Annotated in this window: 9 protein-coding genes and 1 pseudogene; 8 read left to right on the top strand and 2 right to left on the bottom strand. The window is 72.5% G+C overall.

Features of this window, described 5'->3' with window-relative positions; genetic code table 11:
* Window positions 1-60: 60 nt before the first annotated feature.
* Window positions 61-1,461 (top strand): type VII secretion integral membrane protein EccD, encoded by a 1,401-nt coding sequence (gene eccD / locus Vse01_RS16395; protein WP_093409908.1) that lies wholly within the window; start codon window positions 61-63, stop codon window positions 1,459-1,461.
* 25 nt (window positions 1,462-1,486) lie between these two features.
* On the opposite strand, the gene Vse01_RS16390 is transcribed toward eccD, so the two are convergent.
* A complete protein-coding gene (locus Vse01_RS16390) occupies window positions 1,487-1,993 on the bottom strand; it encodes an inorganic diphosphatase (protein ID WP_093409905.1) in 507 nt (168 codons plus the stop codon).
* 511 nt (window positions 1,994-2,504) lie between these two features.
* On the opposite strand from Vse01_RS16390, the gene dacB reads away from it, so the two are divergent.
* From dacB to Vse01_RS16370, 4 genes and pseudogenes are all read left to right on the top strand, one after another.
* A complete protein-coding gene (gene dacB, locus Vse01_RS16385; RefSeq protein WP_373870679.1) occupies window positions 2,505-4,028 on the top strand; it encodes a D-alanyl-D-alanine carboxypeptidase/D-alanyl-D-alanine endopeptidase in 1,524 nt (507 codons plus the stop codon).
* 126 nt (window positions 4,029-4,154) lie between these two features.
* Entirely contained in the window at window positions 4,155-5,222 is a 1,068-nt protein-coding gene (locus tag Vse01_RS16380) for an Rv3626c family coenzyme F420 biosynthesis-associated protein (RefSeq protein ID WP_093409901.1), read from the top strand.
* A 16-nt stretch (window positions 5,223-5,238) separates the two neighbouring features.
* Window positions 5,239-6,231, top strand: a pseudogene (gene tilS / locus Vse01_RS16375) (tRNA lysidine(34) synthetase TilS); the annotation flags it as partial.
* Between the two features lie 68 nt (window positions 6,232-6,299).
* Window positions 6,300-7,934, top strand: coding sequence for a gamma-glutamyltransferase family protein (locus tag Vse01_RS16370; protein WP_093409896.1), 1,635 nt, complete (start codon window positions 6,300-6,302; stop codon window positions 7,932-7,934).
* A 26-nt stretch (window positions 7,935-7,960) separates the two neighbouring features.
* Here the strand turns inward: Vse01_RS16370 and Vse01_RS16365 are convergent, their stop codons facing one another.
* Complete coding sequence (locus Vse01_RS16365) at window positions 7,961-8,923, bottom strand: GlxA family transcriptional regulator (protein WP_093409893.1); 963 nt, start codon at window positions 8,921-8,923, stop codon at window positions 7,961-7,963.
* Window positions 8,924-9,075: 152 nt separating this feature from the next.
* Here Vse01_RS16365 and Vse01_RS16360 point away from each other — a divergent pair, with 152 nt between their 5' ends.
* The 3 genes from Vse01_RS16360 to ftsH all read left to right on the top strand — a co-directional run bounded on the left by Vse01_RS16360 (window position 9,076) and on the right by ftsH (window position 12,313).
* Window positions 9,076-9,213, top strand: coding sequence for a hypothetical protein (locus Vse01_RS16360; protein ID WP_170863600.1), 138 nt, complete (start codon window positions 9,076-9,078; stop codon window positions 9,211-9,213).
* Between the two features lie 99 nt (window positions 9,214-9,312).
* Window positions 9,313-9,888, top strand: coding sequence for a hypoxanthine phosphoribosyltransferase (hpt, locus tag Vse01_RS16355; protein ID WP_093410109.1), 576 nt, complete (start codon window positions 9,313-9,315; stop codon window positions 9,886-9,888).
* Window positions 9,889-10,294: 406 nt separating this feature from the next.
* The gene (ftsH, locus tag Vse01_RS16350) at window positions 10,295-12,313 is read left to right on the top strand and encodes an ATP-dependent zinc metalloprotease FtsH (protein WP_093409891.1); all 2,019 of its coding nucleotides are present in this window, start codon (window positions 10,295-10,297) and stop codon (window positions 12,311-12,313) included.
* Window positions 12,314-12,330: the final 17 nt, after the last annotated feature.

Raw genomic sequence — 12,330 nt, 5'->3', positions numbered from 1 at the left:
TGGTAGGTAAAGTCCTGTCGTCCGCGCAGCAGCAGGCCGGCTCGGGATGGAGGTGAGTCGATGACCGTCGGGCTTGCCCGGCTCACCGTCAGCACGCCCCGACGGCGGGTCGACGTGGCGCTACCGGATCAGGTACCCCTCGCCGAGTTGCTGCCCGAGGTGCTGCGCCACGCTGGCGACGGGCTCGCCGACGAGGGGGAGCAGCACGGCGGTTGGCTGCTCCGGCGAGCCGACGGCACCGTGCTGACCGGCGGGCAGGCGCTGCTCGCTCAGGGGGTCCGCGACGGCGAGGTGCTGCACCTGGTACCGGCTCGCACCGAGTGGCCGGAGTTCGAGTACGACGACGTGGTGGAGGCCATCGCCGACGCCGCCCGCCGACGCGGCGGGGCCTGGTCACCCGGTGCCACCCGGGCGGTGGCTCTGGTCGGTGCCGGTGTTCCGCTCGTCGTCGGCCTGCTGGCCCTGGCCGCCGGTGGGCCCGGCGACCCCGCCGGCTGGCCGGCCGCGACCGTGGTGGCGGGTCTGCTGGTGCTGGCTGGCACCGTGCTGTCCCGTGCGCAGGGCGACGGGTCGGCCGGCGCTGTGCTGGGCGGACACGCGCTGCCCTACGCGGCACTGGCCGGCGCCCTCGCCGTCGGCTCGGGCGACCCGATCGGGCCGATCGGCGCGCTGCGCTGGGTGGGTGCACCGGAGTTGCTCGCCGGGTCGGTGACGCTGCTGCTGGCCTCGGTGCTGGGACTGTTCGGGGTGGCCACCCGGCTACGGATCTTCGTGGCCGGCACGGTGGTGGGTGCGGGCGCTGGAGCAGCCGCTCTCGGCGGCCTGCTGCTCGGCCCGGCCGGCTCGGCCGCCGTCCTGATCGGCGCGCTCACCTTCGCCGTCGGGGCTGTCCCGCTGCTGGCCATCCGGCTGGGCAAGGTGCCGTTGCCGCCGATCACCCTGCCCACCGATGGGTCGGATGACCCGGACCAGGCGCGTGACCTGCCCGACCGTGGCCGGGTGCACGCAGCAGTGGCCCGTACCGAGGAAATGCTCACCGGCCTGCTGATCGGTCAGGCAGTGCTGGCCGTCGGCGCGGCCGTGATCCTCGTGAGCACCGGTGGCACCGCCGGTCGGCTGCTGGTCGGGGTGACCGCGACGGTGCTGCTGCTACGGGCCCGGCTCTTCAGGACGGTCCGGCACCGGATCGCGCCGGTGCTCGCCGGCCTGGCCGGGTACGCGGTCCTCGGCGGGGCGCTGGCCGGGGCCGCCGACGCGGCGGTCCGGCTGATCCTGGTCACCGGCGGGCTGCTGGGCGCGCTGCTGGTGGTGGCGGGCGGCACGACGTACGCCCGCCGGCCGGTCTCCCCGTACCTCGGACGGGTCGCTGACCTGGCCGACACCCTGCTGGTGGTCTCGGTGGTGCCGGTCGCCTGCGCGGTGCTCGGCCTCTACGAGCGGGCCCGGGGGCTGCTCGGCTGAGCGATCCCCGGACCCGTCGGACACCTCAGTGGGTGGACTCGCCGCGCTCCTCGGCCTCCCTGGCGCGCCGGTACGAAGCCTGGATCTCGGCCTCGGCCTCGGTGCGCCCCACCCAGGTCGCGCCCTCGACCGACTTGCCCGGTTCAAGATCCTTGTACACCTCGAAGAAGTGCTGGATCTCCAACCGGTCGAACTCGCCGAGGTGGTGGATGTCGCGCAGGTGTTCCTGGCGCGGGTCCTCGTAGGGGACGCAGAGGACCTTGTCGTCGCCACCCTTCTCGTCCGTCATCCGGAACATGCCGATCGTGCGGCACCGGATCAGGCAGCCGGGGAAGGTCGGCTCGGGCACCAGCACCAGGGCGTCCAGCGGATCACCGTCCTCACCCAGGGTGCCCTCGATGAAGCCGTAGTCGGCCGGGTACTGCGTGGAGGTGAAGAGGGTGCGGTCCAGCCGGATCCGCCCGGTCACGTGGTCCACCTCGTACTTGTTGCGGTGACCCTTGGGGATCTCAACCGTGACGTCGAAATCCATCTGCACGCTCCCTCGTTGGCCCACGCTGGCTTGACGGAACCGGCGGCGGAGCCGGGCGGGCGATTGCCAACCCGCCGACTCCGGCCGCCGCATAGTCTTCGGACCGAAGTAGTGTCACCCAGGCCGGTTCCCGGTGGGGGAGGAGGGGGTCGTGGGGAGGGAAGATTCACACTACCGTCCCGGCGGTGCCGCCGAGGGCGGTGCGAACCAACCGCCGGTCAAGCCGGCCGCCGGACGGGTACCCGTGCCGGACGCGCAGGTCCTCCGGCCACAACCTCCGACGCCGCCCGTCACACCGACGTCCGTGAACCGGCCCGAGGCGCATCCGCCCTCGGGCGCGCAACCACCGGCGACACCGCCCCCGGGGACCGCGTCCGGACGGGCCGCCGCGCCTGGCGCTGCCGTCCCGACGAGCCCGGCCGCGCCGGCCGCCGCCCCGACGAGTCCGGCCAACGGTTCCGGTGCCGCCGTCCCCACGAGCCCCGCCGGGCCGCCGACCGGATCGGCAACCGTGCCGGTGCGCCCGGCGCCGGTAGCGCCGGCGGCCGGCACGCCGGGTGATCCGCCGGCCGCTGCGGTGCCGCCCCCGGTCGGGCCGGCGCCGCGGCGGCGGCTGCCGCTGGTGCTCGCTGCCGTGCTGGTGCTCATGCTTGTCGCGGTGGGTCTGGTCGTGGTCCGGCCCGGGCCGGTGGGCCGCTGGCTGGGCGACGCACCCGCGACACCGGCGGCAACCGGGACGGTGGAGTCCGCGCCGGTCCCGGTGCTGGTGGCTGCCGACAGCGGCGCGCCGGCGCCCAGCACGGACGGGCTCCGGACCACCCTCGAACCGCTTATCGACGACACCGCGCTGGGCGGCCGGGTCAACGTGGCGGTGGCCGACGCGCTGACCGGGGAGATGCTCTTCGATCGCGGTGGCGGGGAGGGGACCGTGCCGGCCTCGGTGACCAAGCTGGTCACCGCCGTGACGGTGTTGACCGCCCGGGGCCCCGGCCACCGGATCCCGACCCGGGCGGTGGCTGGTGCACAACCCGGCGAGGTGGTTCTGGTCGGTGGCGGGGATCCGACGCTGGCAGCCGGCCCGAAGGGCTTCTACCCGGGCGCGGCCAACCTAACCGACCTCGCCGATCAGGTCCGCAAGGCGCTGGGCGGGGTCGCACCCACCAGGGTCGTCGTCGACTCCTCGCGCTACTCCGGCCCCGTGTACGAACCCGGCTGGGACGACGACATTCCCACCGGCGGCTACGGCGGGGCGATCACCGCACTGATGCTCGACGGAGCACGCACGAATCCGAAGGCCGGCCCGGGCTGGGCCGAACGCGTTGCCGAACCGGACCTGGCCGCCGGCCGTGCCTTCGCCAAACTGCTCGGGGTGCCGGTCGGCACCGTACGCAAGGGCACCGCCCCGCCAGCGCCGACCGGGACGACCGCTTCGGAACCGGTCGGTGGCGGTGGACCCGGTGCCGAACTCGGCGCGGTGCACTCGCCGCCGCTGATCCGGCTGGTCGACATCATGATCAGCGATAGCGACAACATCGTCGCCGAGGCGCTGGCCCGCCAGGTCGCCCTGGCCCGCGACCGGCCGGCCTCCTTTGCCGGTGCCGCGTCGGCGATGGCCGAGGTGGTCTCCGAGCTGGGCCTGCCGGTGGCTGGGCTCGACCTGGCGGACGGCAGCGGACTGTCCCGGAACAACCTGATCAGCCCGGCCCTGCTGACCGAGCTGCTGGCGCTCGCGGCCAGCCCGGACCGGCCCGAGCTTGCCGGCATCTTCGGCGGTCTGCCGGTCGCGGGCTGGTCCGGCACGCTGCGCGATCGATACGGCGCGACACCCGGCACCGCCGCCGGTGCCGGTGTGGTCCGGGCCAAGACCGGCACCCTGACCCGGGTGCACGCCATCGCGGGAGTGGTCACCACCGCCGAGGGGCGCCTGCTCACCTTCGCGGTGCTCACCGACGACGTCCCGCCGGACGGGATGGAGCCGGCGCGCGCTGCGCTGGACAGGATCGCCGCCGCCCTGGCCGGCTGCGGCTGCCGCTGAGAACGACGGGCACCGGTCGAAGGGCTCCGTGAAGCGGGGGCGCAACTGTCCTCCGACGGGCCGTCGCCACCCTGCCGCCGGACCAGCCGGCCGGGCGGGTGTCGCGGCGCGGGTACGGTGGGTTGCATGGCGCAGTTCGTGGACTGGGATCTGGCTACCGCGACGGCGGGGGCCCTGGGCAAGTCGGGCCCCCGGGTGACGTACTCCGAGGCCACCGAGGTGGTTTCCGAGCTGCGCCGGTTGACCGAAGAGGCAGCCGGGCACGTCGCCGACTACACGGGGCTGACCTCGCAGGTGACCCATCCGCCGGTGCGGGTGGTCGATCGGCGGGACTGGGCGGCGACGAACATCGCCGGGCTCCGCGAGGTGATCACCCCGCTGGTCGGCCGACTCGCTCAGGACAAGCAGCCCGGTGCGCTCACCGAGGCGATCGGTTCCCGGGTGACCGGGGTACAGGCCGGCACCGTGCTGGCCTACCTTTCCGGCCGGGTCCTCGGGCAGTACGAGGTCTTCTCCGCCAACCCGGGGCAACTGCTGCTGGTCGCGCCGAACATCGTCGAGGTCGAGCGCAAGCTGGGCGCGGATCCACGCGACTTCCGGCTCTGGGTCTGCCTGCACGAGGTGACCCACCGGACGCAGTTCACCTCGGTGCCCTGGATGCGGGCCTACTTCCTCGGTGAGGTGCAGGCGTTCGTCGATGCCGCCCAGGGTGGCGAGCACCTGCTGGAGCGGCTGCGTCGGGGGGTGAGCACCCTCGCTGACGCCGTCCGCGACCCGCAGAGCCGGTCCAGCGTGCTGGACATCGTGCAGACGCCCGGTCAGCGGGCCGTGCTGGACCGACTGACCGCCCTGATGACCCTGCTGGAGGGGCACGCCGAGTTCGTGATGGACGGCGTCGGGCCGCAGGTGATCCCGAGTGTGGAGCGGATCCGGTCCGCCTTCAACCGACGGCGCGAGGCCGGCAACCCGGTGGAGAAGGCGATCCGGCGGCTGATCGGCATCGACGTCAAGATGCGGCAGTACGCCGAGGGCCGCAAGTTCGTGCACGCCGTGGTGGACCGGGTCGGCATGGCCGGCTTCAACCGGGTCTTCGAGTCGCCGCTCACCCTGCCCCGACTGTCCGAGCTGAGCGAACCGGACGCCTGGGTGGCGCGGGTGCACGGACCGGTCGGCCCGGTACCGACCGCCGGCTGAGCGCGTCGCCGCAGCGATGGCCCCACTCGCACCACCGGTGGCCGCGATCCGGATCGCGGTCCGTCGTGCCCTGGCCGACCTGCCGACGGACGGTCCGGTGCTGGTCGCCTGCTCGGGCGGCGCCGACTCGCTGGCTCTGGCCGCGGCCACCGCGTTCGTGGCACCCCGGGCGGGCCGCGCCGCCGGGCTGGTCACCGTGGATCACGGGTTGCAGGCCGGGTCGCGGCACCGGGCCGAGGCGGTGGCGCGCTGGGCGACTGAGGCCGGCCTGGCTCCGGTGGAGGTGGTCCGGGTCGAGGTTGCCGGCCGGCCCGGTGGCCCGGAGGCGGCGGCCCGGGACGCCCGCTACCAGGCGCTGGCCGAGGTCGCCGGTGGATACCGCGCCTCTGCACTGCTCACCGGCCACACCCGGGACGATCAGGCGGAGACGGTCCTGCTCGCGCTGGCCCGGGGTGCCGGCCCGCGCGGACTCGCCGGCATGCCGGCCCGCCGGGACCTGGCCGGCACCCCACTCGTACGGCCGCTGTTGGAGATCGGGCGGGCGGAGACCCGTGCCGCCTGCGTGGCTCTCGGGCTGGTGCCGTGGGACGATCCGCACAACAGCGACCCGGCCTACGCCCGCTCCCGGGTCCGGGCCGACGTGCTGCCCGTGCTGATCCGGGCGCTCGGACCGGGCGTGCTGGACAACCTCGCCCGTACCGCCGCGCTGGTGGCGGCCGACAACGCGGTCCTCGACGAGCTCGCTGTCGAGGCGCTGAGCCGGGCCCGGCATCCCGCCGGTGGCCTGGCCACCCGGATCCTGGCGGAGCTGGCGCCCGCCGTGCGCGGTCGGGTGCTGCGCACCTGGGCCCACGAGCTGGGCGCCCCGCCGGCCGCACTGTCGCACCGCCACGTCGCCGCGCTCGACGCGTTGGTCACGGCGTGGCGCGGCCAGCGAGCCAGTTACCTGCCGGGCGGGCTTCGGGTGCTCCGCCGCGACGATCGGCTGGTGTCGGAGTCGTCACCGGCTTCGCCGGCCGACCCGGCACCGGTGTCCGAGGCGGTGGGGTCAGCGCCCGACGATGCGGTGGTCGAAGGGTGACCCATCCCCGGCAACCGCTGTACGCGCCGCGTGGCGCCGTGGCCACCAGCCATCCGTTGGCCGTGGCCGCCGGCCTGGCGGTGCTGCGTCGTGGTGGCAACGCCGTGGACGCCGCGCTGGCCACCGCCAGCACGCTCACCGTCGTGCAACCTCCCTCGAACGACATCGGCGGTGACCTTTTCGCAATCGTCTGGGACGGCCGCCGGCTGCACGGCTTGAACGCCTCCGGCCGGTCGCCCGCCGGGCTGACCCGGGACCTGGTACTCGCGGCGACCGGCGGTCGAGGCGTCGAACCCGCCGACGCGTTGGGCGGCGCACAGGCGGTCGGCCCGGCGATGCCGGCCCGGGGCTGGTTGCCGGTGACCGTACCGGGCGTGCCGGCGGGCTGGCGCGACCTGCACGAGCGGTTCGGATCGCTGCCCTTCGCGGACCTCTTCGCCGACGCCATCGGTTACGCCGAGCAGGGACACCCCGTCTCCACGACGACAGCGGCGGCCTGGTCCCGCGCGGTCGCCGGGCACGCCGGCCTGACCGGTCCCGAGTACGCGGAGTTCGGGCGGGTGTTCGCAGCGGGTGGGCGGGCTCCCCGGGCGGGCGAGCGGTGGCGCAATCCGGACGCGGCCCGGACGCTTCGACTGATCGCCGACAGCCGGGCGGAGGAGTTCTACCGGGGGCGGATCGCGGCGGCCCTGATCGACCATGCCGCCCGTACCGGTGGGCTGATCACCGCGGCGGACCTGGAGACCCACGCCAGCGTCTGGGTCGACCCGGTGTCGGTGCGCTACCGGGACCACGAGGTCTGGGAACTGCCGCCGAACGGGCAGGGACTGGCCGCGCTGCTCGCCCTGGGCATCCTGAACGGATTCGACCCGGCCGACGAGTCGCGGTGGCTGCACCGGCAAATCGAGGCGGTCAAGCTCGGCTTCGCCGACGCGCATGCCCATGTCGCCGATCCCGACCTTGCTCCGGTCCCATCCGGGCTGCTCACGCCGGAACATCTGGCGCGGCGCCGCGCGACGGTCTCCGACGCGGCGGCCGACCCGGTGACCGACGCGCCAGAACGCGGTGGAACGGTGTACCTCTGCACGGCCGACGAGAGCGGCATGATGGTCAGCCTGATCCAGTCCACCTACCTGGCCTTCGGCTCGCACGTGGTGCTGCCCGGGTACGGGTTCGCGCTGCAGAATCGTGGTCTCGGTTTCCGGCTCGACGTAAACCATCCCAACGTGGTCGGCCCGGCGAAGCGGCCCTACCACACGATCATCCCCGGTTTCCTGGCCCGGCAGGGGTCGCCGGTGGGGCCGTTCGGGGTGATGGGTGGGCACATGCAGCCCCAGGGCCACGTACAGCTCGTCTCGGGGACCGTGGACGCGGGCCTCGACCCCCAGGCGGCGCTGGACGTCCCTCGCTGGTACTGGCACGCGGGTCGTTCGCTGCTGGTCGAGGAGCAGTTGATCGCCGGGCCCGGCGGTGCCGCGCGGCTGGCCGACCTGCGGGACCGGGGGCACCAGGTGACCGTCGCGCCCGATCCCACCGTCTTCGGCTACGGGCAGGCGATCTGGCGACGCGACGACGGGGGATACGTCGTCGGTTCCGAGCCCCGGGTAGACGGCGGTGCCGGCGGCTTCTGACAGCTGCGCGACCGGCCGGTGACCGGTCAACCGGTCGGAGCACGATCGCGGAACGTGGTGCGGTACGCCTGCGGCGTGGCGCCGACCCGGCGGGTGAAGTGGTGCCGCAGGGCGGCGGCGTCACCGAAGCCGGCCCGTTCGGCCACCCCCTCCACGGTGAGCGTGGTGTCCTCCAACAGCCGGCGGGCCAGCAGGACGCGTTGGTTGGTCAGCCAGTCGTGCGGGGTGGTGCCCGTCTCGGCACGGAACCGGCGGGCGAAGGTCCGTGGCGCCATCCCGGCCCGCGCGGCCAACTCGTCGACGCTGGTCTGCCGGTCCAGATGGCCCATCAGCCACTCCAGTACCGGTTCCAGGGTGGGCGCCTCGGGTGCCTTCGCGATCGGCGCCTCGATGTACTGGGCCTGTCCGCCGTCGCGATGTGGCGGTACCACCATCCGTCGGGCGAGCCGGGTGGCGGTGGCCGAGCCGTGCGCCTGGCGTACCAGGTGCAGGCAGGCGTCGATACCGGCGGCGGTGCCCGCGCTGGTGAGCAGTCGACCGTCCTGCACGTAGAGCGAGTTGCAGCGCACGCGGGCGCTCGGGTGACGGCGCTGCAACTCGTCGACGTGCCGCCAGTGGGTGGTGCACTCCCGGCCGTCGAGCAGTCCCGCCTCGCCCAGCAGGTACGCGCCGGCACACACGCTGAACAGGTACGCGCCCCGGTCGGCGGCGCGACGCAGCGCCTCGTGGACCTCGGCCGGTGCGGTGGTGGTCGGGTCGTGGGCGGGGACGGCCACCAGGTCCGCCTGCTCCAGCGGATCCAGGTCGGCGTTCGGTACCAGGTGGAAGCCGGCGGACGTGCGTACCGGGGCCTGCCCGGGTCCACACACGTCGAAGCGGTAGCCGGGCAGTCCGTCGGCGGTGCGGTCGGTGCCGAACACCTCGGCGAGCACGCCGAGTTCGAACGGGGCGACGCCGTCCAGGACGAGTACGGCCACGGAACGAAGCATGTGACGAGGGTAACCGTAGGAGTGGCAGGAAATCGAGTAGGAGTGGCATTCCTGCCACTGTTCGGGGATTGGCGGGGTACGCAGACTGGTAGATGTCCGGTGCGCACCGGCGGCGACACGACAACCGCAGACGCCAGAAAGCGAGCGCCGCCATGGGTTTCCTGTTCTTCCTGTTGTTCTTCCTGACCCTCGCCCTGCTGTCCGCCCTGGGGCTGACCGCCGACAGCCGTGACTCCGCGGACTGGAAGCCCTCCGACGGGGGCCGCAGGTGGCAGTCACGCCACTGCTGAGGCGAATGTTCCCTTCATCCGAAAAATCACTGGGCGGGGCTGCCTCGAAACGGGCGGCCCCGCCGACGGTGAACCCGGGGCGTACGGCAGGCTATGGTCATGGCTGACGGCTCCTGGTACGACGCCGACATCGACCACGTGATCATTTCCGAGGCGCAGATCCGCGAGAAGACCGCGGAGCTGGCCAAGCAGGTCTCCGCGGACTACTCCCACGTCACCGACGGGCTGTTGCTCGTCTGCGTACTCAAGGGCGCGGTCATGTTCATGGCCGACTTCGCCCGGGCGCTGGGCCGGCACGGACCCCCGGCCGAGCTGGACTTCATGGCCATCTCCTCGTACGGGCAGGGCACCACCTCCTCCGGCGTGGTGCGCATCCTCAAGGACCTCGACCGGGACATCGCCGGTCGGCACGTCGTCGTCGTGGAGGACATCGTCGACTCCGGGCTGACCCTGTCCTGGCTGCTGCGCTACCTGGAGTCCCGGTCGGCGGCGAGCGTCGAGGTGGTCGCGCTGTTCCGCAAGCCGGACGCGGTGAAGGTGACGGTTCCGGTCCGGTACGTGGGCTTCGACATTCCGACCGAGTTCGTCGTCGGGTACGGCCTCGACTTCGGTGAGCGCTACCGGGAGCTGCCGTACGTGGGAGTGCTCAAGCCGGAGGTCTACGCCCGCTCCTGACCGTGCGGCGGCGTCGCGTCGCGGTGCCGCCGGACCGTCAGCCCTCGTCGCGGAACCGTCGACGCCCCCGGCCGCCACGCCGCCGGGCCCGACTGTCGCCGCGGGCGCGTCCGCCCGACATTCAGCCGACTTTCAGCTGATCGGACTACCTTTGACCACGGTGACCCGGGGATCCGACTCCGGGCCACGCCGGCTGACATCCGGTTCGCCGTGCGCGTAAGTGCTGGGCTCGCCAGCTCATATCGGTCTCGCACGGTGTACCGTCGAATGACCGTGGCGCGGCAATCGCGTCCCGGGGTCGAGGCCGGCCCGCACGGCGGCTCCGGCAGCCGCCCAGGCGGCGACACCCACAGTCGGTCAGGACGTCGATCAGGAGGATGCGGGCGTCTCGGCGCTCGACAACAGCATGGAACGTACGCGTTTCTTCCGCCGACCGGTGTTCTGGGTCATCCTGGTCATCCTCGGCGCCGTCGTGCTCAGTCAGTTGTTCACCGGTGGACCCAGTTACCACCGGGTGGACACGTCCGTCGCGCTCGACCAGCTCAACAAGGGCGGCATCGAGAAGGTCGTCTTCCAGGACAAGGAACAGACGATCCAGCTCGAGCTGGCCGAGGAGACCGAGTTCGGCGATACCACCACCAAGCTGATCGAGGCCCAATTCCCCTACGAGGTCGGCGACGAGGTCTGGAACCAGGTCCTCGACGCCAAGGCCAACAACCGGGTCACCGGGCCGGCCGACACCGAGGTGTCGTCCGACAGCATCTGGGTCAGCCTGCTGGTCAACCTGCTTCCCATCGTGCTGCTCGTGCTCCTGCTGCTGTTCTTCATGTCGCAGATGCAGGGCGGCGGCTCCCGAGTGCTCAACTTCGGCAAGTCCAAGGCGAAGATGATCACCAAGGACACGCCGAAGACGACGTTCGCCGACGTGGCGGGCTCCGAGGAGGCCGTCGAGGAACTGCACGAGATCAAGGACTTCCTGCAGAACCCGGCGAAGTACCAGGCGCTCGGTGCGAAGATCCCGAAGGGCGTGCTGCTCTTCGGCCCGCCCGGCACCGGTAAGACGCTGCTCGCCCGAGCGGTAGCCGGCGAGGCCGGGGTGCCGTTCTACTCGATCTCCGGTTCCGACTTCGTCGAGATGTTCGTCGGTGTCGGTGCCAGCCGGGTCCGTGACCTGTTCGAGCAGGCCAAGGCGAACGCGCCCGCAATCGTCTTCGTCGACGAGATCGACGCCGTCGGCCGGCACCGTGGCGCCGGCATGGGCGGCGGCCACGACGAGCGCGAGCAGACCCTGAACCAGCTCCTCGTCGAGATGGACGGCTTCGACGTCAAGGGCGGCGTCATCCTGATCGCCGCCACCAACCGGCCGGACATCCTCGACCCGGCGTTGCTGCGTCCGGGCCGGTTCGACCGGCAGATCCCGGTGGACGCTCCCGACATGGAGGGCCGCAAGGCCATCTTGCGGGTGCACGCCAAGGGCAAGCCGTTCACGCCCGACGTCGACCTCGACTCGGTGGCCAAGCGGACGCCGGGCTTCAGCGGCGCCGACCTCGCCAACGTGATCAACGAAGCGGCCCTGCTGACCGCCCGGAAGGACCAGCGGGCCATCTCCAACGACTCGCTCGAGGAGTCGATCGACCGCGTGATCGCCGGCCCGCAGCGTCGTACCCGGGTGATGAGTGACCAGGAGAAGAAGATCACCGCGTACCACGAGGGTGGGCACGCACTGGTCGCCTGGGCGCTGCCGCACGCCGCACCGGTGCACAAGGTGACGATCCTGTCCCGGGGCCGTTCCCTGGGCCACACCCTGGTGCTGCCCACGGAGGACAAGTACACCCAGACCCGCGCCGAGATGGTCGACACCCTGGCGTACGCGCTGGGTGGCCGGGCCGCCGAGGAACTCGTCTTCCACGAGCCCACCACCGGTGCCGGCAACGACATCGAGAAGGCCACCCAGCTGGCCCGCGCGATGATCACCCAGTACGGGATGAGTTCCAAGCTCGGTGCCATCAAGTACGGCACCAGCGGCGACGAGCCGTTCCTCGGTCGCAACATGGGCCACGAGCGGGACTACTCCGACGCGGTCGCCGCCGAGATCGACGGCGAGATGCGGGCACTCATCGAACTGGCACACGACGAGGCCTGGGAGATCCTGGTCGAGTACCGGGACGTGTTGGACAACATCGTGCTCGAGCTGATGGAGAAGGAGACCCTCTCCACCGCCGACATGGCCCGGATCTGCGCCCGGGTGGTGAAGCGACCGCCGATGGCCCCGTACAACGGTTTCGGCAAGCGGCAGCCCTCCACCGAGCCGCCCGTACTCACCCCGGCGGAGAAGGACGCGCTGAAGGTGCAGGCGGAGGCCGACGGCGCGGAGGCGACCGTCGGTGGCGGCAGCTCCAACAACTCCTCGGACGGTTCGCACTGAGCACCGACGACACGGCG

Source organism: Micromonospora sediminimaris (assembly GCF_016863575.1).
Classification (GTDB): Bacteria; Actinomycetota; Actinomycetes; order Mycobacteriales; family Micromonosporaceae; genus Micromonospora; species Micromonospora sediminimaris.
Note: the sequence above shows the minus strand (reverse complement) of the source record. Positions and strands in the feature narration are given on the sequence as shown.